Below are 24,812 nucleotides of genomic sequence, written 5' to 3'. Positions count from 1 at the left end.
GTGAGTCGGGATTTTTTGGTTTACATTTTAAAAAGTAGAGTTGCCATAAACAGTTTATAACGTCGACTCAGCTTTAAGAAGTTGAGTATTTTCGTTTCCTAACCATTTCGATAGAACCAAAGTTAAATATACGAAAATACCATTCCATTAAATAACGAAGCCTCCATTTCTTAAAACCGCTGTTATGCGTTGTGCTCAGCATTAAAATCTAATATTATATTTTTCTTAAGCGTGTCATTTATCATAAATTTAGGTAAGTTTAGCCTAGAAAACAATGGTGAGTTTTCTCCTTCAAATCGTAAGCCTTTATCAGTTCGTATCACTTGGATAGCATTAGTGGGTTGAAAAAAACTTAAATCTAATTTTCTTTTAGCAAATGGATTGTGAAATATAAATAGTCCATCACTCAAATACTCAGGATTATCTTTTGAAACTTCTTGTAGCTTATAATATGGCGGTTCATAATCGTGACGAATGTTCAAAACACTATTCTGTTGTAATTCAGAATTGGCTTCAGATATTGAAAGAGATGTTAATTTTCCTAGCGTCATCGTACAAGAAAAGATTATTCCAGATATATGTTCAAATGAATAATCGTTAAACAATCCTAACGGAATTGTAGATGTAGTGCCCGGCTTGTTTATAGATTCTTTGAATTCATAATTGTCTATTTCTGGTCGAAAGTATTGGCCATATAATAAAGCTAACAAGGGGTAAAAATATTCCCTACCATAATTCACCTGACCATAAGAACTAAGAGCAACCATAAACGGATTTGTTTCTTCTACCCAATCTAGTTTAATATATTTATCTAAATACTTGGCACTTTTACTGTGAATTGCGTTCGAGTTTCTTACGATTGCTTCATTTAGTACTTCGTAAAAGTCCGTTTGAAGTCTAGGAGGAACTATCATTGAAGATACATCGTCAGCTGTTCTAGTTGATTCGTCTCTACCATCTATTTTTATATTTGACACAACCGCTTCGATATAAATCACTCTTGGATGATTAATGATAAAATCAGGTCTGTCTTTTGAGAAATCAATTTCAAAACCAATTTCCTTAAAAACACTGAATAGATAAAATTCCCAGAAACTTGAATGAAATGAAGTTTGAAATTCTTTTACAATTTTATTGTCTCGGTCTACAAAATCCATTGTCCAATTTAGTAATATTTGTCGTTCACCTTCAAGCAGTATATTATCTCGGAGTAATAAAAATTTTGGGTGTAATAATCCTTCGGGAACATCTGGTAAATTTTTGAATAGATCTAATTTCATTGTAGTTTTTTTTTAGCATGACGCATAGCTTGTTTATACGCTTAACAAATCAGACTTATCTACCCAATTATAGGGGTATATGTATGATAAAATCAGTTTTTTTGTTTCCCAAATATAAAAAAATAGTGACAACTTTCTAAATCCAATCTACAAAAAGCAATCGTCGTGAAATTCTAGATGATCGGTACAAAATTATTAGAAGTTTGTGTTGGCTATTTTAGAGTATTCCGGGGAGATAGTTTTAAGTTTTATTTACCACAAATTCGCAAATTAATAAATGGTTATAATTTGCTAATTTACGGTTTTAAATTACCTGTTTTAATTTGTTAGATTTTCTTTTGATTTCTTCTTTCTACGGCCAAACCAAATTAGAAATCCAGTAACGGGTAGGGAGGCACAAACTAAACTGATAATCATCGCTAAAATTTTGCTCCAAATGCCAAAGATAGCTCCAATGTGAATATCGTAATTGGCAGCAACGGCTTTTTCGCCTAAATTCTTGTCTTGATGTGAATGTTGGTGCAATAACTCACCCGAATTTTCATCAAAAATCAAACTGTGGTTCACATGATAGGAGTAGGAGAGTTGCTTTACAAACACATCATAATTCGGATGTTCGTGGTCGTCTAAATGTTCGTAACCAAAATCTAAACTGTATTGAAAAGCATCCGGATATAAGGTTTCAACTTTTTTACCAATTTTATCCAACGTATGTTCGTTTCGCATTTCAATAGGAGCTTGGGTCTGAATATGCGAAAAGTCTGGGTAAGTTGTGCTTCCGCCCGAAAACACGAAGTATAAAATGGCTTGAATGAAGAAAAACGCATAAAACAATCCCGTAAAGGCAACCACAAAAGCTAAGGATGAAATGTAAAATCCTAAAATGTTGTGCAAATCATAGTTTTTACGTTTCCAACTTTTTACGTTTTTCCAATTAAATGTAAAACGTTGTTTTCGGGCATTTTTATTTTTGGGCCACCATAAAATGATTCCCGAAATCAGCATAAAAAGAAAAATCAACGTTGGAATTCCGCAGACATAAGTTCCCCATTCGGTATTCAACATAAAACTAAAATGAATCGATTTGATGATGTTGAAAAAATCGACTGTTTCATCATAAACCCCTCGAACTTCGCCGGTAAACGGATTCACATAAACGGATTTATAAACCACGTATTCTTCGTAAAAATTCCAGCCTTCCGGATTTCGTTCGTAGTAATAAAAAACATAACTTCGGCTTTTATCAATAGGTACGGTAACCCAATGAATAGGGTATTTTTCTTTCGTATGAGCATCCACTTTTTGTTCTAAAACTTTTAGTGAAAGCGGTTCTTTAGCAGAGATGTTTTCTTCGTGATGATAAATGGCATCTTTTCGAAGGTAATTGGTAATTTCCTCCTGAAACACATAAATCGCACCGGTAATCGAAATCAGGAACACAATCAACCCCGTTGATAAACCTAACCAAAGATGTAATTTTCGAATTCCTTTTTTGAATTTTGTTTTTTTCATATAAAAATGATAAAAACTCCCCATTGAAATGAGGAGCTTATATTTAAACTAACAGTATGAATTAAAATTTATACGTAACACCAGCGGTTATGCTTCGTAAACGTTGTGGCGTAACGGTTGACCAACCAGAGTAATATTTTTCATTTAATAGATTGTTCAATTTTAAAGACACATTAAACTTGCTGTTGTCATACGATAAAGCCGAATTTAAAACCGTATAAGAAGGTAATTCAAACGTTCCGATGTTAGCTCTGTTTAAGGTTTTGTATTCGCTTGCATAGTTTCCACCAAAACCAATTCCAAAACCTTTTAATTGTCCGCTGGTAATCATATAGTTTGCCCAAAAGTTAACTAATGTTTCGGGACCCGCTTCTTCCGGACGTAAACCTAGGTAACCATCGCCGGGTGTTTCTTTTGTTACTTCGGCATTGTTTTTACTAAAACCGGTAATGATATTTAAACCTTTAATCGGATTTGCCACAAGGCTGATTTCAATTCCTTTACTTTCTACTTCGCCACCTTGAATGGAATTGTTGATGTTGTTTGGATCGGTAATCACTCTATCTTTTACCTGAATGTTATAATAGCTAATGGAAGCCGAAATCACATCTTTATACAAACTTGTTTTTAAACCAAGTTCATATTGATTGGCTTGTTCCGGATCAAATTCTTTTGTTCTTGGATTGCTTCCATCCAAATCGGCAACGGTAATCGGAGCCACATTTTGAAAACCATTCATATAGTTACCAAAAACGGAAACTTTGTTTTCAATCAATTGATACACTGCACCAAATTTTGGCGAAATGGCTACTTGACTTTTAGTTTCTTCAGCATCATATTGCGATGTTTTTCCATCAAAATAATCCAAACGTAAACTTGCCATAACCGATAATTTTTCTGTAATATTTAATACATCTGAAACATAGGCACTGATTACTTCTTGATTGGCTTCGGTATTTCCACCAAAACTTCCAGCAAGTGCATTATCTACACCCGGTTGAGTTAAAACGGTTTGAAGTGGGTCTCCATTTAGGTCTACTCCGTTTGTATCTGTACCATTAACCAATGAAACTGTTCCATAACCAATCCAGCCTGCACCGCCATTAATTAATCTTGAATTATAATAATCCAATCCGGCTACTAAACGATTTCTCATCTTTCCGATTTTGAAATCGCCGATGAAATTTTGTTGAATATCGGTGGTGTAAAATGTTCCATCCGCTTTCGAAATGAAACGAGTAAATTCGTCACCGTTAGCAGAATCCCATAAGTATTGATAATAGCCGTTTGTTTTGGTAGTGCTTTTTGATAAAACTGTTTGCGAAGTCCAATTTTCTGAAAGTTTATACAACGCCTGCATTTGCATGTTGAACGAATTGTTGTTCATCGTCAAATCATTGGAAGTGAATGATTTCTTATAGTTTTGTTCAAACAAACTCATGTTGTCAAAGGAAAGCGGAGCATAGCGACTTAGGAAAATCATACTTGCTTTTGCCGAAGTATTTTTGTAAAATTCGGTATTAACCAAGAAAGTCAATTTGTCACTCACTTCATATTTTAAAGAAGGAGCGATAAAAAAGGCATTTGAAAATCCGGCATCTTGAAACGATTCTTCTGTTGTGTAAGCCGAATTAACCCGAATAGCTATTTTGTCTTTCAAAGGAATATTGATGTCAGCAGTAAGACGATTGCTGCCATAGGTGCCGTTGATATAACTAATTTCACCACCAAATTGCTCATACGGTTTTTTGGTAACTACGTTGATTAAGCCACCATACGAAATAACACTGCTTCCAAACAAAGTTCCCGAAGGCCCTTTGATTACTTCGATATTGTCAACGTTAATTGGGTCGATAGTTGTGTTTGTTAATGAAGGCAAGCCATTTGTCATAGTGGGTTGAACTGCAAAACCACGCATCGAATAAAATTCGGCACCATCACCGTTTCTTCCGGTTGATTCCCAAAGTCTGGTTACACCGGTGGCGTTTTTAAGGGCATCATTAAAATTGGTAACCACTTGTTCTTTTAAAAGTTCAGATGGAATTGCATTATAAACTTGTGGATTTTCAATGTCTTTCAATGGCATTTTGGAAACAACAGTACTTTCTTCTCTTCGGTATTTGTTTACTTTTCCATTAAGAACAATTTCTTCAAGAGCTTGATTGTTTTCTTGTAAAATCAGAATTCCCAAATCATTAAAATTAGCCAAATTGATTGTTATTTCTTTTGAAGCAAAACCAATGTGTGAAATAGATACAGTGTGATTACCGTTTTGGATATTGTTTAATGTAAATTGACCTTCAAGGTTTGTTCTTGTGCCTATGGTAGTGCCTTTTAGCACCACATTTACATTTTCTAAAGGTTGATTTTGATTGTTTTTGATTGTTCCTGAAATTGTTCCGCTTTGTGCTGAAACATTCCAAATGATCATAAAAAGACTTAAAATATGGACTAGTTTTTTCATCCTGCTTTATTTAGATTTATTTAAAATAACGCAGCAAAAGTAAAAAGCAGATTTTGAATTTAAAAGCTTATTTAGATTAAATTTAAATAAATTTTGTGAAATAATAATAACGTATTGATAATCAAGTGTGATTTTTTTAAAATTATTTTATTTGAATAAATTTTAATTTTTTTGTTAGAGAATGTAGGAAGTTTGTGTTGGAAATTTTGGAGAATATTCCGGTGAAGAAGTAAGAATATAGAGAATAGAATATAGAAATCCCGATGAGAGTCGGGATTTTTTGGTTTACTTTAAAAGACGTTCATGAGCTTTAAATGGCTTTTAACGTTCCGTCGCTTGGCGTAGTAGGGGCAAGTTAAAGAAAAATTTACTAAGAAATGTTGAATTTTAGGGGTTTTCAAGAAAGACAAAAAAGCTATTAACTCAAATGGCTGTTACCAACAGTTATGACTTATTTACCTTTTGTTGCCTGTTTTACGAAAACTTCAATAGGTTTTTCCATAATCGTAAAATGCCAAAGTTTTTCTGAATAAACCATTATTCTACAATCGTCTATTTTTATATTACTAAAACCCTTAACAAACTCAATGATTTCTTCTGAAGTTCTAAAAAGCAAAAAGCTAAATTGATCAACAATTAAAGAATAAGGATCAATTGAGGATGGAGCAAAAAGCATATTTGCAGTGTTGTTTGTGAACGATTTTGCAGTCATAATTGAAACCGGGAAAATTTTAAAATCCGCAATTTTTTTTAAATTCTCTAGGTATTCTGTTTTTTTAATGCTTTTATGAGCTAATAATATAATTCTTAACTCTTCTTCAAATTCTGAAATGATTTTAAAATTTTTAAAAAAAATGTCTTCTGAAATACTTGCTCTCCAAAAAATAGAATAAATGAGTAAAAAAATATTTTTTTTATCAGCAGTAACACATTCTAAAAGTTCCAAATCATCAATAATTTTCTTGAGTAAATATTCGCCAGTTATAACTTTCTGCTTCCAATTTAAAAATGTATCAGTGGAGATACCTTCAATTACACCAAAATAAGCTTCACAGTCTTCACATAAGATATAATCTTCCTTTATTGAATCTTGAATTACTCGTGGTTTTTTCTTCAAGATGTTTTCGCTCGAAAGATCATAACCCTTTCTCGAAGTTCCTTTCGCTCCCAAAAAAATTGTAGAAAGAAACTTTGGAAAAATGTGTGAATTTTTTTTTGTAGAATGATTCATTTTGCATAGCAAGCAAATGTCTGTTGGTTTACGCATATTGAAAAATTGCTGGTAACTCGTTTATAGCTTTGATAAAATCAGTTTTTTTGTCTACTAAATATAAAGAAAAATTTAAAGCTTTTTATTTTGAAACTAAAACCTCAGATTAAAAATAAGCGAATCTAAGGCGTCATTCTATCGATTTACTTTATTTAATGCAAATTAATCGAATCTTCCATTCACCACTAATTTTCATATATAAACTACATTTAGAGGAATACTTTGATGTTTAAAGATAAGATTTCAATATTGAATTTTATTTATAGTTTTTTTATCAGTTGTATATATTTTGTTCTCAGGAGTTTCTTGTGAATTAAAATGTTCATTTGGTAAATAAAATTGTTTTAAATCTTTTTGGTCTGATAATATTTCAATTTTTTTTGTAAATTCTTTTGGATTTTTAAATAAATTTTCAATTAGTTGCTTTGATGCATTAGGATCTTGATAGACAATTTTTTTAATTTTCTTTGAATCTAATTTTGAAAAAAGTAATTGGTCAATTGATCTATTAAATGGAGGAAAACTGTAGCCGATAACTATTAAAATTTCTGTTTCATTTAAAACATTATAAATGTTATTAAAAAATGGGTTGTTCTCTAATTTGTGTTCCCAAGCATATTTTATATGGTTATCAAATGTAATATTTTTTCTTACTATTGCTTCATGAAATCCTTCAACGCTTTTCCAATAGTCATCAATATCAACTTTTTCTTTTAGAATAATTTCTCTTCCATCATTTGTTTTTGTAAAACCTCTGTATCCATTTAAATGAAAAACATCATTAGTTTCGGTGTTATTAGTCTTGTATTTAAAATATTTATTTATAGAGTTTAAATTTTTTTCATGGTGCTCATTTAAAAACAGATTAAATGTTTCTTCTAATTGTAAATCATAATTCCAAGTTATAAATTTAAAATTTTCATTAATTTTAATTTCAGTATTTTTTTCAAGTAATATTGAAAATAGTGACTTATATCTAGAATCAATTTTAGAAAAAATTGGAAAATTTGAGGGTATATATTTGTTTTCTATCAACGAATATTCATGTTTAGAGAAATGATTATATCTTGATACTGAGAAATTCTCCCACAAATCAAAAAAAATGCTGACAGACATTTTCAACTTTCTTAATTCATCAAATTCTTCATTTAGAAATAGTTTTTTAGCGTAAGTATCAATTGTATTATATTCTACTGCTCTTTTCCCAAAGTAACCAATGTCCCATAAAATTTGTGTCTTGTTATCTTGAGGAAGATGATTTTTCTTGTTTTTGTCAAATTCGAAATTTATACCATTTGGATATTTCTCGGGGTTGATATTTTTGAAGTGTATTTCTAATTCATGACTGGCTAATTTAATCATTAATTCTGCCTGTTTGTCTAAAATTGGACATGCATAATAACTAGCTCCTGCTCCTAAATAATATGTTACTTTTGCCATTTTAATTTACTTTTTTCTTAAACGGAAAACCCTGACTCTTCCCATCACCACTAATTTCTGCATACAAACTGTCTTTGGTAACTAATTTGTAGGTGATTTTTTTAGGAAAATCGTGTTCAGGGTTTTCAAAAACTAAATAATCTGTAGTAGAAGAAGTTAATTTGAAACTTACGGGTTCTACTCCATTTTGGGGAGGAATTGTTGTTACTATATAAAATACATTTTTTTTTGATTGAATTAACTTTATAGTTTCAGTAAATATTGTATCATTTTTCACTACATAATGACTTTTTCCATAATAAACGGAATCATTTTCTACTTTCCATTCTTCTGAAAAAGTACCTTCGGTAGTTTTGTTTTCCCATTTGCCTAAAAACCAGTTTACTTTTTCTAATTCTGCATACGTTGTTGCTTTTTGTTGACAGGAAAAACAGCAAAATAGTAGGAAGGATGCGATGTAAATTATATTTTTCATGATGGATAATTTGATTTAACAATACTACAACAAAACATTGAAATGAGAAACTTGACACTTGAAACAAAAAATCGTACTTTTGCACTCCAAAAAGAGTTATAAGACTATGTTAGACAGATTACAATATGTAAAACAACGTTTCGACGAGATATCAGATTTGATTATTCAGCCTGATGTGATTGCCGATCAGAAGCGTTATGTGCAATTGAACCAAGAATATAAAACCTTAAAAGGTTTGGTGGATAAGCGTGAAGAATACATCCGTTTGACACAAAGTATCGAAGAAGCCAACGAAATTATTGCCGATGGTTCGGATGCTGAAATGGTTGAAATGGCCAAGATGGAATTGGAAGATGCCAAAGAACGCATGCCACAACTAGAAGACGAAATCAAGTTTATGTTGATTCCGAAAGATCCCGAAGATGCAAAAAATGTGATGGTTGAAATTCGTGCCGGAACGGGTGGGGATGAAGCTTCTATTTTTGCAGGAGATTTATACAGAATGTACACTAAATACTGCGAAGGTCGTGGTTGGAGAACTTCTGTTGTAGATATGAACGACGGAACTGCGGGCGGTTTTAAAGAGGTGATTTTTGAAGTAACCGGAGAAGATGTTTACGGGACATTGAAATTTGAAGCCGGAGTTCATCGCGTTCAACGTGTTCCACAAACGGAAACACAAGGACGAGTGCATACTTCTGCTGCAACCGTAATGGTTTTACCGGAAGCGGAAGAATTTGACGTTCAAATTGATATGAATGATGTTCGTATTGATTATTTCTGTTCGTCAGGTCCTGGTGGTCAATCGGTGAATACAACCAAATCGGCTGTACGAATGACGCACGTTCCAACCGGATTGGTGGCTCAATGTCAGGATGAAAAATCGCAGCATAAAAACAAAGACAAAGCGTTAACGGTTTTACGTTCACGTTTGTATGAAATGGAATTGGCTAAAAAGCAGGCGGAAGATGCTACTAAACGTACTTCGCAAGTGAGTAGTGGCGACCGTTCAGCAAAAATCCGTACCTACAATTATGCTCAGGGAAGAATCACCGATCACCGAATTGGTTTAAGTATTTTTGACTTAGATGGTTTTATGAACGGGAACATTCATAAAATGATTGAAGAGTTGCAATTAGTGAGCAACACTGAAAAATTAAAAGAATCGGAAGTATTTTAAATAAAAAAAACGGAGTCAATTTGACTCCGTTTTTCATTCACAAAAGGATATTAGTTATTCTTTTGCTTCAGCGTTTTCTGTTGATTTTGCAGAAACTCTGTTTACTTTAAAGAAAGTAGCAAATCTAGTTTTTAATCCTGCAATTTTTAAATTATCTGAAGAAGATAAACCTTCTTTTTCAACTGTGTTTTTACGAGTATCTAATGCTTCATAAAGCAATTTGATTTCGTCCCATTCTTCTCTTGTATAGTTGTCTTTGTTATCAGAAGCCGTGTTTACAAAAGTTTCATAGGTTTGTAAGATGTTATCTTTATTTACCCAAGCAAAACTCATGTCGTCATTAATTTCTTGACCACCAAAAAGTGAAGATCTTACTTTAGCTTTGTAATTAGCAGCATCAGCTTTTTGTTTTTCAGCCACCAAATTAGCTTTGAATTCTTCATATTTTGCAGAAGCTGATTCTACTTTTCCATCGTATTCTGATCTGTCTTCCAAATTTTCTAAAGCACTTTCTGCTTCAATTTTTTTGGCAACATAAGTGCTTTCAACATCATCCCAATTTGCAGCTAACTCTTCTGAATTAGCATTGCTGATTGAGTCAACATAAGAGGTGTAATTGTCAACAGCATTTTTAGCCTGTGTTTTTTTTTCATCTGCACAAGAAAATAGTGTAGCACTTACTAGCGTTACAGCAATAATTGATTTTAAATTTTTCATTTTATTAAAGTTTAAGGTTATTATAATTTATTTCTGGTTCTTCTGTTTCTGAAACAGTTTCTTCTTTTGAACTTACTTTTGTTAAGTAATTGGTCACTACAAATTGTAAAACGGTACCAAGCACTTTTTTGAATGGATTACTGGAACTACCCACAATAACTTTTTTTGAAATATAGCCACCAACAAGACTTAGTACAGTTGGAAGCAAATGATTTTTATTGGTTACTGTTTCATAAACCCCTTGCAATCCTTCTTGAATAATGTTTGATGGAGAAATGCTTTCTTTTACGAGATTAAATTGTTCTTTAATCTCGGCTAATTCTTGCCTGTGTTGAAGTGTTAAAAGAGCAATTTTTTGATCCAATAATTCGTTTTGTGTTGGCTTTTTCATGGTTTTATAGATTTGAATTATTGATGGTTTCTTCGTAGAATTTCTCATCTTTTTCTTTCATTAATTTCCCCACAACAATATTGTCGATTGGAATTTTAATTAAGTTTTTTCTAAATACATATAGAATGATTCCAACAAAAACATAGAATCCGGATACAATGAAAAACCCCATGGCATAATCTCCTAACGCATTACCAATTAGCAATGCTAGTCCAAGATTTATAAATAATGTAAATATAGCCACAATAAAAGCCAGCGTAGCAACTACAGCAAGTGATGATATAACATCTGATGATTTATCAATTGCATTCAATTTAATGAGTTCTAAACTCGTTCTTGAATACTGTTCTGCTTTGTCGTAAAGCTTACCTAAGTTTGTGGCTATATTTTCCATGATTTATAATTTTTATTTATTCAATTCGCGGTTAATTTTTTCAAGATTCGCTTTTCCTTCATTGGCTACGTTTTGAGCAACGTCTTCTGCTTTTGAAGTAAGTGAATGGTACTGATCTTCAACTGAAGTTAAAAAATCATTAAAACTTGATTTAACTGTATCTTTTAAATCACCACTTTTTTTGGCAATTTTTTTACGGGTGTTTTCACCTTTATCCGGTGCAAACAATACACCTAAAATTGCTCCTGCGGCTAATCCGCCTAATACTCCTAATACTACATTTGATGCTTTCATAATTTCTGTTTTTATGGTTATATATTTCTTCCTTTGATTAATCTAAATAAAATAGCGATTACAGCGATAACTAATAAAATGTGGATGATTGATCCGATGCTGTAAACAAAAAATCCTAGTGCCCAGAGTATTACTAATACTACTGCGACGGTGTATAATAAGTTTGACATAATATATGTTTTTAAATGTTACTAATTAAAATTTATAAGCAGCATAAATGCTTAAGTTACTGTTTTTTCCGTCAGGAAAAGTATAAGTTGTACCTAAGAAGCTTCTCTCTTTACCAACGGTTGATAAGCCGTAGTTGTATCGAACTCCGAAACCTATTGATTCAAAATCAAATCCTGCACCGGCTGAAATACCATAATCAAATTTGTTAAAATCATCATTATCAATGTTTTCTTCAAAATCAAAATTTCCACTGCCAGATTCGTTTGTTACTTGTGCATCAATTAAATAGGCAAAATAAGGACCGGCGTGTACATTCAAGTTTTTGGTTAAATTAACTTTTAACAAAATTGGAGCTTCAATATAATTTAATTTGAATTTTCCTGTTCCTGATGCAAAAGCGTTGTCATATACCAATTCGGCACCTTTTCTTGAGTAAAGAAATTCGGGTTGAATGGATAAGAAATTGGTTAAAGGCATTGAAACGAAAACACCTACATTAAAACTGGTTAGCACATTGTTATCATCTACATCTTCTGTGTAAAGATTTGAGAAGTTAACTCCTCCCTTTATTCCAAAACTTGCTCCTGAAGCAGAACTGTCATTTGTTTGTGCATTTGATATTGTAAAAGCGGCACAGGTTAAAGCGGTTAAAATTAGTTTTCTCATAGTTTAAAATTTAAATAATTATTGAATTGGTTTATTTTAGGTTTCTAAAAAAATATTAATTGTGGCAATATTTTGTTCTAGTTCTTCAATTTTTCTTTCATAAAAATCATTCAATTCTGTAATTTTATTTTTATGACGAATTTTTTTCAATTTATCTTTTTCATCTTCTAAAAATTTTTTCAAATCTTTCAATCCATTGTCGGTTGAAGTTTCAACGGCACATGTTTTTTTTGAAAATCCATCTGTCAAAACAATTAATTTTTTTTGAGCAACAAAATCCACAATAGTGTCAACTTGACTATGATTCTTTTTAATCTCCGAAAACATTTCTATTAATAAAGTATCGTTACTTTTTTTAATGAACTGATTTATCGCAGATTTTATTTTCAAATTAATACTACTCAACTTTGTAATACTTTCAATTTCAAAATTAGATTCTGATTTTGTCATTTTCTTTTCTTCCTCGTCATTACATGATGTTGATATAATTATAATCATTACGAGAGATGCCGTTATTTCAAAAAACTTTTTTATGTTAATTCCTTTCATTTTATTCACTTGATTTAACATTACAAAGTTGCAACAATCAAGCAGGGGTAGTGTTACAAGATATTTTTATTTTGTTATAGAATTACCACTTTTGCCTGTTTCTAAAGGGTTTTGACGGGTTTTTAAGCAAAAAAAAATCTCATTTTTACATGAGATTTAATTTTATAAGAGGAATTTTAAAATCGGAATAAATGAATTTCTTAACTATTTTTAATGTCATCAATACAAATCTCCTTTTCTTTTTTCAAATCTTTGATTTCATGATCTGCCGATTGAATTGTTTTGGCATCTGTTGTTACTGATATATATTGAACAATTTCTGCATATTTAGATGGCTTTATTGGTTCTGCAAACTTTACTGCATAGCATTTAGCAAATGTTGCACCTAAATATAATATAACAGACGAATAGTAAACCCAAACCATTAAAACAACAATTGAGCCGGCGGCTCCATAAACATCACCAATATTTGAATTGGAAATGTAGAATGTGATTAAAAACTTTCCAAACATAAACAATACAGTTGTTGTAAAAGCTGCTACGCGAACTTGTCTCCAAGTAATATCTGCATCTGGAAGTATCGTAAAAATGGCTCCAAAAAGTAAAGAGGTAATGATAAAAGTGACCAAAATGTTTGAAAAATAGATAAATCCAATACTGATTTCAGAATAAGTTTCAGCTAATCGATCACTAATGCCGTCTAACAAAGTAGAAAAACCAAGAGCGACTAAGACAATAAATCCAAGACTTCCAATTACACCAAACGATAATAGTCTGGCTTTGATGAATAACCAAATTCCAGATCTTTTCTTCGGTCGTAAGCTCCAAATGGTATTGATTGAATCTTGAATTTCTGCAAATACTGATGTTGCAGCAAAAATTAGAGTTCCAATTCCGATAACGGCTGCAATAGTGCTATTGGGTGATAATGCCAAATTTTGAATCATTGATTGAATTTGCACTGCAGCCGACGGTCCAAGAAAATCTTTCATTTGAGCATAAATAGCACCTTCAATGGCTTCTCTTCCCCAAAAAACATCACAAATAAAAAGAATAACGAGAAGTAGCGGAGCTAATGAAAACACAGTTATATAGGCCAAAGATGCACTCATTTTGAGTATTTTGAACTCAGAAAAGCCATCAATTGTGTCTTTTATAACTTCATAAAAAGATTTGAAATAGGTTTGAATTACAGGCATTTGAATTGTGTTTTAGTATTCGGTTGGCAAATACACAGTGATTAGAGCACCTTCATCGGGTTGACCATTGGCACAAATAAAACCGTAGTGATTTTTGACAATTTTTTTACAAATGGCTAATCCAACTCCGGTTCCTGGATAACTGTCTTTGGCGTGAAGTCGATTAAATAATAAGAATATCTTTTTAGAATCATCCGGATGAAAACCAATTCCGTTATCAACAAAACTAATTTTATGGTACATTCTATTTGAATTATCATCAATTTGATCATCATCACTGGCTTTAATTTTTTCGTACGATATAGTGATGATTGGCGGTTGATCCGGCTTTTTGTATTTAATGGAATTATTAATCAGATTAATGAATAATTGTCTTAATTGAAAAGGAATACCTTTAATTGTCGGTAGTTTACAAAAATCAACCGTTGCATTTGTTTCTTCAATTAATTGAGATAATTCTTGAACTGCAGCTGTGGCAGTTTCATCCAAATCTACTTCTTCAAAACTGGCATCCGTTTTATTGGTTCTGGAATATTGAAGTAAATCATCAATTAGAACTCGCATTCTGCTTGCAGAAACCACAATTCTTTCTAAATATTCTTTTCCGGTGTCTGAAAGATTTTCCTTTTCTTTTTCATTAATACGAGAAATAAAGGTTTGAATTTTCCTTAATGGTTCTTGCAAATCATGACTGGCAGCATAATTAAATTCGACTAATTCTTTATTGTTTCTTTCTAAATCGGTATTTTTTTCACGAAGAATAATTTTTTTCACAATGTCTTCTGTCACATCTCGCGTGGTTCCGATGATGATTTTTTCGTTAAAACGATTGATGAATAATTTTCCAACCGAACGCAAATGTCTAACTTCTTCATTTTTATTAATTATTCTATAGTTAATCGTAGGAAGACTTTCATTAACAGGAATATCATTGATTGCTTTTGATGTTACTTCATAATCATCCGGATGAACAAAACCTAAGAAATCGGTGTGCGTTGCTTCAAAAACTTGCGGTTCTAATCCAAAAAGTCTAAACTGGTTATCTGAAAACTGAATTTCATCTTTTTCCAAATTCCATGTCCAACTACAATAATTTCCTAAAATTTCTGCTTGATTGATGGATTCTTGCGAAACCCGTAACCTGGAATTGGATCGTTCTATTTTTTTAAAATCGCTATTAATTTTAATGTAAGCAATAACAATAAAAAATAATGTGATGAAAATGACCAATAAAGCATAAAGAGGTGTGTAGGAAACAGAATCTCGAAAATCAAATTCACGTTTTTTCAAAATGCTGTTTTCAAGAGAAACCATTTCGTCAACTTTTTTCCGAATTTGATCCATCACTTTCTTGCCATTGGCTTCATAATATTTTTTATAAAGATCTTTGTCTTCATAACTTTTATTAAAATAAGTGTATCGCAAAACAATCAAGTGATAAAGTTCTTTTAGCTTTTTTTGTTGTGATTGATTGTCGGCCGTAAGATTTTTTAAATTGAAAAAAGCTTTATTAACTTTTTCTCTTGAGTTAGAATAGGAATCTAAAAAGGTGGTGTCGCCATAGAGTAAATAGCCACGGTAACCGGTTTCGGCATCTTTAATGTATGAAATTACACGTTCAAGTTCCAATTGAACTTCATAGGAATGAATTACTAAATCTCTCGATTTGTTGAGATTAATAATATGTTTATAAGAAACGGAAGCCGTAAATAAAATGACTGCCAAAGAAACCACAAACGCGATTTTGAGTAGTAAAGTCGATTTTTTTAGGTCTTGAATTTTCATTTTACATTCTTAATAAGAAATTTTCTTTGTTTAATCCGGAGGTGTGGTATTGCCAATTTAGCGTAACTACTTCGCTTAAAATTTTCTTTAACGTACTAAATTCGCTTGGTTTTTTGATATAAATATTAGCTCCTTGCACAAACGTATTTTCTATATCCTCTTCCGATGAAGAGGTAGAATAAATGGCGATGGCAATATCATCAAACTTTTGCACTTTTTTAATTTCTAATAAACATTCAAATCCATTTTTCTTAGGCATATTCAAATCTAAAAAAAGGATATTTGGCAAAATGGTTTCGGGATCGTGAAGATAATTCATCAATTCTTCACCATCGCAATGGGTAGAAACTACAGTATTAATTTTTAATTCTTCAAAGGCATCTTTAAAAAAAAGACGATCATCTTCATCATCATCGGCCAAGGCAATGGTAATGTGTTCTTTTTGCATACAAAGTGTTTATTTATAGTTAGTTGAATGTGTTTAATCTTCGTTTGGCGATGATTCGTTGAAAGGCGGATGGCGTAATTCCTGTAATATTTTTAAACTGTGTACTCAAATGTGCCACACTTGAATAGTTTAATTTAAATGCAATTTCGGTTAATGTGAGTTGATTATTAATTATTAAATTTTTTGCTAGTTCAATTTTTTGGATGATAATAAAATTTTCAATAGAAGTATAAGTTACTTCCGAAAACAAATTAGATAAATAACCATAACTATGATTCAGTTTTTCTGTGAGATAAACCGAACTTTTTACAGACAAAGGTTCTTCGCTATTTACCATTTCTGTAATGGTGTCTTTTATCTTTTGAACCAAGATACTTTTTTGATTTTCAATTATTTCAATGCCGAATTCGTTTAATAAAACAGTCATTTCCTTCATTTTTTCAGCAGAAATATTTTCTAAAAATTCCACTTCACCAAAACTTAGTATAATTGGATTTAAACCTATTTCTCCTAGCTTTTGTTCTAAGACTTTTTTGGTCAAGACATTGAAATCAAATTTTAAAAAGGCTTTCATAAAGAATTTGGATATTGAGTAAAATTAAATAAATCTTTTTGATAATTTAAGCTGTGTCCTTGTAATAGTTAAACTTTAACTTGACTAAGTTTCTCTTTCCTGATTTTTTTCCAATTTTTTAATCGGATTCGTGCAGTGCTTCTCAAATGTTCATCCAATGGTTCGCCAATCAAAAATCCATACGGTTTTAGTTCCGGAATTGTATCAAATACAACCTTTAAACTGGCAATTACCGGTAAAGCAACTATCATTCCCGCTGTTCCCCAAAGCATGGAAAATAAAATGATTGAAAGTATGGCAACAAAAGCATTAATACTCACTTTCGATCCGGTTATTTTGGGTGTTATAAAATTTCCTTCAATAAATTGAATAAATGCAAAAATGGCAATTACAGCAATTGGGTACCATAAAGAATCTTTGGTGGCTAGTGCAACAATTGCCGGAAGTAGCGATCCTATAATAATTCCGATGTAAGGAATTAAAAGCAGCAAAGCGGCAAGAAAACCAAAGAAAATGGCATTGTCAATTCCTAAAATTAATAAACCAATAGAATTAAGAACGCCAACAATTCCCATTACCATAAACAACCCCACTAAATAGTTTTGTTGCACATCGTAAAGCTTACTCAAAATTGTTTTGGCTTTTAATGTATTTCCGTCTTTTGAAAAAGCTCTGTAAAAGAAACTTTTAAAAAATTTACGGTAAATTAAAAAGAAAAACATATAAAGCGGAATTAAAATCACATCAGTGAAAATACTGCCGGACATGGTAACAAATTCGATGATACTAGAGGAATTCTCTTTTAAAGTTTCACCAAGATTTAACTTTTTTAAAGACAATTCACTTTTATCAATGCCGAAAGTGGTTTCAACTTTTGCGGCAAGATCATTGTAGACTTGACTTAATTTATCGGCATATTCACTTCCTTTGTCCATAATATCGGAAATTTGAAAACCGATAAATGTAATTAAGGCAAAGACTAGTAATGATAATAATAAAATTGCAAAAATGGCAGAAACTACTCTATTAAAGTGCCATCTTCTTTCTAAATATAATACAAACGGAAAAACCGACACACTTAAAATAATAGCAATTATTATAGGCACGACAATCGGTTTGAGTATAAATAAAACAAAAACCAAACTTATTATAAAAAGTAGGTTTAAGGCAGGATGATTGTCTTTTTTTACAGTGGTTAGCATGTAACAATATTGGTTAAATTTAAAAAAAGAGGAATCTTTATAATTCCTCTTTTCAGTAACTGTGCTTATTAAAGCTTGTCGATCATATTTTTAACTTCTTCTTTAGATTTACCAACTCTTTGTTGAATTCTTCCATAAAGTTCGTCTTCTTTTCCTTCAACGTAAAGTAAATCATCATCCGTTAAATCGGCATATTGTTGTTTTAATTTACCTTTTAACTCGTTCCATTTTCCTTTTAAATCTGTTGTGTTCATGATATTTAGTTTTAAATTAATAATATGTTTGTTTTTATATTTACAAACTTACCATGAAATTCAACGTGTCTTGTTATACAATTTTTCGAGATTGTTATATAATTTCATTGATTGTCTAAATCTACTTTGTAAATTTGCCAAACTACAAAAACCAACACCTTGACTACAGCACAACTTATTGAACAAATTTACATTAAAAAATCATTTCTATGCATAGGTTTGGATGTGGATTTAAATAAAATTCCAAAACACCTGCTTCAAACCGAAGACCCAATTTTTGAATTCAACAAATCCATTATAGATGCTACACACGATTTGTGTATTTCCTACAAGCCAAATACTGCTTTTTATGAAGCATACGGATTAAAAGGATGGCAATCGTTACAAAAAACCATCGATTATATCAATACCAATTATCCCGAAATTTTTACGATAGCCGATGCCAAACGTGGTGATATTGGCAACACGTCATCCATGTATGCAAAAGCATTTTTGGAAGATTTGAATTTTGATTCCGTCACCGTTGCTCCTTACATGGGAAAAGATTCAGTTGAACCGTTTTTAGCTTTCGAAAACAAACACACCATTTTACTTGCATTAACTTCCAACGAAGGTGCATTCGATTTTCAAACGAAGCTTTCCGGCGAAACTGAAATTTATAAACATGTTTTAGAAACATCCAAAACATGGAAAAATAGTCAGAATTTAATGTATGTGGTTGGAGCCACCAAAGCAGAATATTTTACGGAAATCAGAAAAATAGTTCCCGATAGTTTTCTTCTTGTTCCCGGAGTAGGAGCACAAGGAGGAAGTTTACAGGAAGTTTGTAAATACGGATTGAATGCCAATGTTGGATTATTAATTAATTCTTCACGCGGTATTATTTATGCTTCAAATGAATCAGATTTTGCAGCAAAAGCTAGAGAAGAAGCGTTGAAATTGCAAAAGGAAATGGAAGAAATTCTTAAAACCAAATAAAGATGACAAAAAGAGATTTTTTTAGGTTGCTGATTAAAATATTCGGGCTTTATTCTTTTATAATTAGCATATTTACATTGCTTCCGGAAACAATTTCGTCTTTTATTTATTATGAAGATTATACCTTTATCTTCATTGCATTAGGGAGTTTGTTTATTGGTATTTTTATTTGTTTTCTCTTGATTTATAAAGCCGATTCTATCATCAATAAGTTAGAACTTGACAAAGGTTTTGATGAGGAAAATATCATTTTAGGAAATTTGAATTCCTTGGCAATACTAAAGCTTGCTATTCTGTTGGTTGGATTCTTTTTGGTTATTGATTATGTTCCCAATTTCTTATACCATATTATTAATGCTTTTAAAAAAGAGGTTAGTGTGTATGGAATAGATGGTCAAAAAGTAGATTATTTTAATTTGTCAGTGAGTTTGATTAATATTATTCTTGGCTATTTATTGATAACAAATTATAAAAGAATAGCAGATTATCTGGATAGATAGTGATTAGTTTTTTCCAATATCAACTGAGAATAAACAAAAATTTTTAAACCTTCAAACGGAAGAAATCCTCCTAAATGTTAAAAATTAGCAGGAAATTAACGAGTATTATTTTTTAATTTTTATTGAGAAACCTATTTTTGTTTTTTGATAAAACACAAAGAATTGAAATATAGAGTAGTATTAGCCTTATTATTATTTTCTCCACTACTGAATTATGCTCAGGAGAGAAAAACTGTTTACCCGCATTCTGTTTTTTGGCACAAAACAGAAATTAATGAGTTTTTCAATGAAAATTGGGGCGTTGGAGCAGATTTTGTCTACAGAAGCAAAAACGAATTAAACTCCGGAAGCATGTTTGATAGCCATTTGCGAACCAGCATCAGACCTTGGATTAATTATCAATTTACTAAAAATTCTCGACTTTCAATTTCACCAATCGGATACATGCATACCAACGAATATGTTGGGAAACCTGAAGATCTGGAACGACCTAATTATCATGAACTAAGAACTACTTTTCAATTTTTCCACCATTACAAACATGATAATGGAAAGTGGATGCATACTTGGCGATATCGTTACGAATTGCGGTGGCAAGAACAAGCTGACTCAGATGAATATCGTTTTTTTACACGATTTAGATTTCGTTACAGAATTAGATACATGATTAACTCCAATGATTTTTATGAAAACAATACATTATATGCAGCTGTTTCAAACGAAATTGGACTAAATATCGGTAAAAATGTGGTGCTTAATACCTTTAACCAAAATAGATTATATGTAGGTTTAGGTTATCGTTTCTTAGATGTAGCAAGACTCGAATTACGTTATGTTGACAGATTTCGAACTCGTGGAGCAACCGGATATGAGTTTGATCACGGAAGAGGAATCATGGTTGGACTATATATCGATCAATTAAGTGGATTGTGGAAATCTAATGATCAACAAGTAAGATATTCAGACTAATGGAAATTAATATGACTAAAAGAAAAAATTATATTTTACTTCTAAGCAGTATTTTTCTAACAGGATTGTGCTTCTACTTATTATATAATTATAAAATAGAAAAGCAATCTAATGAGTTAAAAGAATTAAAAGAGAATTATACGCTCAAAATAGATTCTTTAGAAACATATAAAAAATACTTCCAAGCTACTCATTTATATTTAGAAGGTTTTGAACAAGAAGCAAATACAATAGTTAAGTCAATTCCAATGTCAGATTCACTTTGGATAAATACAGTTGAATTGTTACAAAATAAATCCAATAATACGTCGCCAAAAATCATTTTGAGTCAAAGAGAAAAGACGGTACATGATACAATAATTGCCTATGATAAAGTTGCAATAAGTGATTTAGAAAAAACGAAAAATGATTTAGAAGTGGCAAAATCCAAGTTAAACGAGCTTCAGATGGCAAGTGGAATTTTGAATTTAACCAGTTCAAAAGGTAAAAAATTTCAATACATCGGACAAACTAAAAACGGAAATGCAGAAGGTTTTGGAGTTGGGATTTTTGAAACAGGAAGTATTTATAAAGGATATTGGCAAAATAATTTCCGTCACGGAAAAGGAATTTTTACTTGGAAAGACAACGAACATTATGAAGGTGAATTTAAAAATGATAAAAGAGACGGATACGGAGAATATCATTGGAAAAATGGCGAAGTGTACAAAGGTTTTTGGAAAAATGATCAACGTCATGGGGAGGGAAAGCTGTTTAAAAAGAACGGAAAACTAAAAAAAGAAGGAATTTGGGAAAATGATGAATTAGTGAGATGATACAAATAAAAGACCAACTTGATAATCTTCATCAATTTGAAACTTCGCCCAAACGAATCGTTTCTCTCGTTCCCTCACAAACTGAACTTCTATATGATTTGGGTTTAGAAGATTCAATGGTGGGAATCACAAAATTTTGCGTTCATCCCATCCACTTAAAAAAAACAAAAAGAATAATTGGCGGAACTAAAATTGTAGACTTTACTAAAATTAAAGAACTCAATCCAGACGTAATAATTGCCAACAAAGAGGAAAACACAAAAGCAATTGTAGATGAATTAAGTCAAATTTGTCCCGTTATTGTCACAGATATTAAGTCGGTAGAAGACAATCTCAAAATGATTGACGACTTTGGTCAGTTGTTCAATAAACAAGAAGAAGCGAAGCAATGGATTTCAAAAATAAGTTTGGCTTACAATGATTTTCAGTTTTTTATGGTTGATAAACCAATCAAAAAAGCACTTTATTTTATTTGGGCAAAACCCTATATGGTAGCAGGAGAAGATACGTTTATTGATGCCATGTTAAAGCTAAACAATTTTCAAAACGCCTGTAACAAGCCTCGCTATCCGGAAATGAATGAGAATGAAATTAAAAACAGTGAAGTCGATTTAATTTTATTGTCTTCAGAACCCTATCCATTCAATCAAAGTCATGAAGATCAAATTGGAAAATTCACTTCAAATGTAAAAATTATCCAAGTGGATGGAGAAAGTTTTTCTTGGTACGGAAGCCGAATACTAAAAGCTTTCGATTACTTTAAAACGTTACACGAAAAATTATAGTTCAACTTCTTCTAAAACCAACGTTTCTTTCTTTTCAGCTTGAACATTTTCCGGTTTTTCAGCAATAGGTTGCTTTTTCTTTTTCAAAAAGTTTGAAAATTCTTCTTTCAAAAACTTTAAATCTTTATTTTCTTTAAAAACGCCTTTCATTGGGGTGAAATTTTATTTTGCAAAGATACATTATCAAATTATTATATTTTCATTATGATTTGTTAAGATTCAAAATTTATGTAAAAATGTTACATTTGTAAAAAACTTTGATTTTCTACACAACATACAAAAACGAAACTTCTTCAGAGTGGGTTACTTTCGTGCATGGTGCCGGCGGAAGTTCGTCTATTTGGTTCAAGCAAATCAGAGAATTTCAAAAACACTTTAATGTTTTATTACTTGATTTAAGAGGTCACGGCGAATCAAAACCAAACCTCAAAAACGGATTCAAACAAAAATATACGTTCAAATCCATTGCCCAAGATGTTTACGAAGTAATCGATCATTTAAAAATAGAATCTTCTCATTTTGTCGGCATTTCGCTCGGAACCATCGTTATCAGACAATTGGCAGAAATGCATCCCACCCGAGTAAAATCGATGATCATGGGCGGAGCAATATTAAAAATGAATTTCCGCTCACAGATTTTAATGAAACTCGGAAATATTTTCAAATACGTTTTACCCTATTTAGTACTCTATCGTTTTTTCGCCTTTGTGATTATGCCAAAGAAAAATCACAAACAATCTCGATTACTTTTCATTAACGAAGCAAAAAAATTATACCAAAAAGAATTCATCAAATGGTTTAAATTAACCGCCGAAATAAATCCGGTTCTTCGCTGGTTTCGTCAAGTCGAAATCAATATTCCAACCCTTTATGTCATGGGCCAAGAAGACTATATGTTTTTGCCATCCGTGCGTCAAGTCGTTGAAAAACACTATAAAACGGCAGAGTTATTTGTGATAGAAAATTGCGGACACGTAGTAAATGTTGAGCAACCGCTTCAATTTAATTCGGCTGTCATTTCTTTCGTTCAGTCTAAAGCATAAAAAAAGTCAGCGGTCTCAATCACTGACTTTCTTTTTACTAACTAACTCTAACCAAACAAACCTTAAATTTATACTGCAAATATCGGCAGAAAAATCAGTACGTTGTGTTAAGCATTTGTTATATATATGTTATTGATTATTAAATTTTTAGCTCTGTCAGAAAACCCATCACCCATCCTATAACAACAAAGTAAGAAATTCAAATCTTGCATAAATTTTCACGTCTCGTCTCCCCCTCGTTTAGAGGGGGCGGGGGGAGGTTACTTATTATCCTGCATCGCAAAAACCCTCTTCAACAAATCAGAACTTCTCGCACTTAAATTTGTTCTAATCTCTTTTTCTTCTACAGCAACCATTTTAAAAACGCCTTCCATTGCTTTTGTAGTAGTATAATCCGTCAAATCAGGATTCACTTTTTTCACCAACGGAATCGAATTGTAACGCGTAATGATATTCTCCCAAACCTTATCAGCACCCACTTTGCTAAAGGAATTTTTAATCACCGGATTAAATTTTCCATATAACGCCGTCGAAGTCGAATTCTGCAAATACGAAGTCGCCGCCGTTTGATTTCCCATCAAAATATTCTTTGCGTCATTAAACGTCATTTGCTTCACAGCATCCACAAAAATCGGAGTCGCTTCTTTCACAGCATCTTCCGCAGCACGGTTTAACACTTTCAAACCTTCATCGGCCAAGCTCGATAAACCCATTGCACGTAGCCTTGAATCCACCATCTTCAACTCATCAGGCAACAAAATTTTCACCGCTTCATTTCTATAAAAACCGTCCGTTTTCGTCAATTTCGAAACCTGTTTGTCAATTCCGTTGTTCAAGGCTTCTTTCAACCCGTTGGCAATGTCGGCATTCCCAAGGATACCGCCGGTTTGAGGAAGTTGAGCGGCAATTTGCTGCATCTCAGCACAGCCAAAAAAAGTAAAGGCACATAAAAGTAAAATCGTTTTTTTCATACTTGATATAATTTAATGTTTCAAAAATAAGCAATTACCATGCCTTTTCCATCAGTAATTAGTTTTTTTTAAGAAGCTATTCCCGCTTTCCATTCCAAGCTTGTTTGTCTTGTTGTTTTTTTCTAAGGCAAAAAAGTAGCTCCCAAGGTCGCTCTTTTTCGCCAAGAAAAAATACAACAATCCTGCACAAGGCTTTCCACTTCTATCGGGGCTAGGGGAGCAGTGGTAAAAAGAAGTTTCAGGTTTCAAGTTTCAGGTTTCAAGTTGATGCGTCCATTTTTCAGTTTCATAAACTTTGTGCCTTTTTTTCTTCGTGGCAAAAAAAAGTCTCAGTGTTCAAATTAATGAAATTGTTAGCCAAATGAATCCGTCCCGATAGCTCCTATGTTTGCAAAATAAAGTTGATATTATAAATTTGAAGAAATAAAGTGAAAAGAAAGAGAGTATACCGATGGCTAAATAACTCTTGAAGTATATTGTTCGATA

Annotated in this window: 28 protein-coding genes; 7 read left to right on the top strand and 21 right to left on the bottom strand. The window is 31.9% G+C overall.

The window, feature by feature from the left end:
• Nucleotides 1-182: 182 nt before the first annotated feature.
• From M0M57_RS02035 to M0M57_RS02010, 6 genes are all read right to left on the bottom strand, one after another.
• A complete protein-coding gene (locus tag M0M57_RS02035; protein ID WP_248434912.1) occupies nt 183-1,280 on the bottom strand; it encodes a hypothetical protein in 1,098 nt (365 codons plus the stop codon).
• Between the two features lie 318 nt (nt 1,281-1,598).
• On the bottom strand, nt 1,599-2,792 hold the full coding sequence (locus M0M57_RS02030; RefSeq protein ID WP_248434910.1) for a PepSY-associated TM helix domain-containing protein: 1,194 nt from the start codon (nt 2,790-2,792) through the stop codon (nt 1,599-1,601).
• A 61-nt stretch (nt 2,793-2,853) separates the two neighbouring features.
• Nucleotides 2,854-5,256 (bottom strand): TonB-dependent receptor, encoded by a 2,403-nt coding sequence (locus M0M57_RS02025; protein WP_248434908.1) that lies wholly within the window; start codon nt 5,254-5,256, stop codon nt 2,854-2,856.
• Between the two features lie 451 nt (nt 5,257-5,707).
• Complete coding sequence (locus M0M57_RS02020; protein WP_248434907.1) at nt 5,708-6,487, bottom strand: hypothetical protein; 780 nt, start codon at nt 6,485-6,487, stop codon at nt 5,708-5,710.
• Nucleotides 6,488-6,769: 282 nt separating this feature from the next.
• Complete coding sequence (locus M0M57_RS02015; RefSeq protein WP_248434905.1) at nt 6,770-7,966, bottom strand: hypothetical protein; 1,197 nt, start codon at nt 7,964-7,966, stop codon at nt 6,770-6,772.
• A gap of 1 nt (nt 7,967) precedes the next feature.
• The gene (locus M0M57_RS02010) at nt 7,968-8,441 is read right to left on the bottom strand and encodes a DUF6265 family protein (protein WP_248434903.1); all 474 of its coding nucleotides are present in this window, start codon (nt 8,439-8,441) and stop codon (nt 7,968-7,970) included.
• 106 nt (nt 8,442-8,547) lie between these two features.
• On the opposite strand from M0M57_RS02010, the gene prfA reads away from it, so the two are divergent.
• Entirely contained in the window at nt 8,548-9,621 is a 1,074-nt protein-coding gene (prfA, locus tag M0M57_RS02005; RefSeq protein WP_248434901.1) for a peptide chain release factor 1, read from the top strand.
• Between the two features lie 54 nt (nt 9,622-9,675).
• Here the strand turns inward: prfA and M0M57_RS02000 are convergent, their stop codons facing one another.
• The 13 genes from M0M57_RS02000 to M0M57_RS01940 form a co-directional block, all read right to left on the bottom strand.
• On the bottom strand, nt 9,676-10,338 hold the full coding sequence (locus tag M0M57_RS02000) for a hypothetical protein (RefSeq protein ID WP_248434899.1): 663 nt from the start codon (nt 10,336-10,338) through the stop codon (nt 9,676-9,678).
• A gap of 4 nt (nt 10,339-10,342) precedes the next feature.
• A complete protein-coding gene (locus tag M0M57_RS01995; protein ID WP_248434897.1) occupies nt 10,343-10,729 on the bottom strand; it encodes a hypothetical protein in 387 nt (128 codons plus the stop codon).
• Between the two features lie 4 nt (nt 10,730-10,733).
• Nucleotides 10,734-11,123 (bottom strand): phage holin family protein, encoded by a 390-nt coding sequence (locus tag M0M57_RS01990; protein ID WP_248434895.1) that lies wholly within the window; start codon nt 11,121-11,123, stop codon nt 10,734-10,736.
• Between the two features lie 12 nt (nt 11,124-11,135).
• Nucleotides 11,136-11,417, bottom strand: coding sequence for a YtxH domain-containing protein (locus M0M57_RS01985; protein WP_248434893.1), 282 nt, complete (start codon nt 11,415-11,417; stop codon nt 11,136-11,138).
• 17 nt (nt 11,418-11,434) lie between these two features.
• Nucleotides 11,435-11,587 carry a lmo0937 family membrane protein gene (locus M0M57_RS01980; protein ID WP_248434891.1) on the bottom strand — a complete coding sequence of 51 codons (153 nt, stop codon included), beginning with the start codon at nt 11,585-11,587 and terminating at the stop codon, nt 11,435-11,437.
• A gap of 25 nt (nt 11,588-11,612) precedes the next feature.
• Complete coding sequence (locus M0M57_RS01975; RefSeq protein WP_248434889.1) at nt 11,613-12,254, bottom strand: porin family protein; 642 nt, start codon at nt 12,252-12,254, stop codon at nt 11,613-11,615.
• Between the two features lie 36 nt (nt 12,255-12,290).
• Complete coding sequence (locus tag M0M57_RS01970; RefSeq protein ID WP_248434887.1) at nt 12,291-12,803, bottom strand: hypothetical protein; 513 nt, start codon at nt 12,801-12,803, stop codon at nt 12,291-12,293.
• A 200-nt stretch (nt 12,804-13,003) separates the two neighbouring features.
• Entirely contained in the window at nt 13,004-14,002 is a 999-nt protein-coding gene (locus tag M0M57_RS01965) for a YihY/virulence factor BrkB family protein (RefSeq protein ID WP_248434885.1), read from the bottom strand.
• Between the two features lie 12 nt (nt 14,003-14,014).
• Nucleotides 14,015-15,787 (bottom strand): sensor histidine kinase, encoded by a 1,773-nt coding sequence (locus tag M0M57_RS01960; protein ID WP_248434883.1) that lies wholly within the window; start codon nt 15,785-15,787, stop codon nt 14,015-14,017.
• 1 nt (nt 15,788) lies between these two features.
• Nucleotides 15,789-16,235: a response regulator gene (locus tag M0M57_RS01955; protein ID WP_248434881.1), complete on the bottom strand. Its 447-nt coding sequence runs from the start codon at nt 16,233-16,235 to the stop codon at nt 15,789-15,791.
• Between the two features lie 19 nt (nt 16,236-16,254).
• Nucleotides 16,255-16,809 (bottom strand): helix-turn-helix domain-containing protein, encoded by a 555-nt coding sequence (locus tag M0M57_RS01950; protein WP_248434879.1) that lies wholly within the window; start codon nt 16,807-16,809, stop codon nt 16,255-16,257.
• Nucleotides 16,810-16,877: 68 nt separating this feature from the next.
• Entirely contained in the window at nt 16,878-18,011 is a 1,134-nt protein-coding gene (locus M0M57_RS01945) for an AI-2E family transporter (RefSeq protein WP_248434876.1), read from the bottom strand.
• A 68-nt stretch (nt 18,012-18,079) separates the two neighbouring features.
• Nucleotides 18,080-18,265, bottom strand: a complete 186-nt coding sequence (locus M0M57_RS01940) for a CsbD family protein (protein ID WP_248434874.1) — start codon at nt 18,263-18,265, stop codon at nt 18,080-18,082.
• 159 nt (nt 18,266-18,424) lie between these two features.
• Here M0M57_RS01940 and pyrF point away from each other — a divergent pair, with 159 nt between their 5' ends.
• The 5 genes from pyrF to M0M57_RS01915 all read left to right on the top strand — a co-directional run bounded on the left by pyrF (nt 18,425) and on the right by M0M57_RS01915 (nt 22,312).
• Nucleotides 18,425-19,243 carry an orotidine-5'-phosphate decarboxylase gene (gene pyrF, locus M0M57_RS01935; RefSeq protein ID WP_248434872.1) on the top strand — a complete coding sequence of 273 codons (819 nt, stop codon included), beginning with the start codon at nt 18,425-18,427 and terminating at the stop codon, nt 19,241-19,243.
• Nucleotides 19,244-19,245: 2 nt separating this feature from the next.
• Nucleotides 19,246-19,743: a hypothetical protein gene (locus M0M57_RS01930; protein ID WP_248434871.1), complete on the top strand. Its 498-nt coding sequence runs from the start codon at nt 19,246-19,248 to the stop codon at nt 19,741-19,743.
• A 162-nt stretch (nt 19,744-19,905) separates the two neighbouring features.
• Nucleotides 19,906-20,712 carry a DUF2490 domain-containing protein gene (locus M0M57_RS01925; RefSeq protein WP_248434869.1) on the top strand — a complete coding sequence of 269 codons (807 nt, stop codon included), beginning with the start codon at nt 19,906-19,908 and terminating at the stop codon, nt 20,710-20,712.
• An 11-nt stretch (nt 20,713-20,723) separates the two neighbouring features.
• A complete protein-coding gene (locus M0M57_RS01920) occupies nt 20,724-21,527 on the top strand; it encodes an MORN repeat-containing protein (RefSeq protein WP_248434867.1) in 804 nt (267 codons plus the stop codon).
• Nucleotides 21,524-22,312 (top strand): ABC transporter substrate-binding protein, encoded by a 789-nt coding sequence (locus M0M57_RS01915; RefSeq protein ID WP_248434865.1) that lies wholly within the window; start codon nt 21,524-21,526, stop codon nt 22,310-22,312. The genes M0M57_RS01920 and M0M57_RS01915 overlap by 4 nt, the downstream gene beginning before the upstream one ends.
• On the opposite strand, the gene M0M57_RS01910 is transcribed toward M0M57_RS01915, so the two are convergent.
• Complete coding sequence (locus M0M57_RS01910; protein WP_248434864.1) at nt 22,307-22,462, bottom strand: hypothetical protein; 156 nt, start codon at nt 22,460-22,462, stop codon at nt 22,307-22,309. The two genes, M0M57_RS01915 and M0M57_RS01910, sit on opposite strands and share 6 nt — an antisense overlap.
• A gap of 107 nt (nt 22,463-22,569) precedes the next feature.
• Here M0M57_RS01910 and M0M57_RS01905 point away from each other — a divergent pair, with 107 nt between their 5' ends.
• Nucleotides 22,570-23,355, top strand: coding sequence for an alpha/beta fold hydrolase (locus M0M57_RS01905; protein WP_248434862.1), 786 nt, complete (start codon nt 22,570-22,572; stop codon nt 23,353-23,355).
• A 260-nt stretch (nt 23,356-23,615) separates the two neighbouring features.
• On the opposite strand, the gene M0M57_RS01900 is transcribed toward M0M57_RS01905, so the two are convergent.
• The gene (locus M0M57_RS01900) at nt 23,616-24,326 is read right to left on the bottom strand and encodes a DUF4197 domain-containing protein (protein WP_248434860.1); all 711 of its coding nucleotides are present in this window, start codon (nt 24,324-24,326) and stop codon (nt 23,616-23,618) included.
• Nucleotides 24,327-24,812: the final 486 nt, after the last annotated feature.

It is taken from the genome of Flavobacterium azooxidireducens (genome assembly GCF_023195775.1).
Lineage (GTDB): Bacteria > Bacteroidota > Bacteroidia > Flavobacteriales > Flavobacteriaceae > Flavobacterium > Flavobacterium azooxidireducens.
This window is presented reverse-complemented; position numbering and strand designations above follow the sequence as displayed.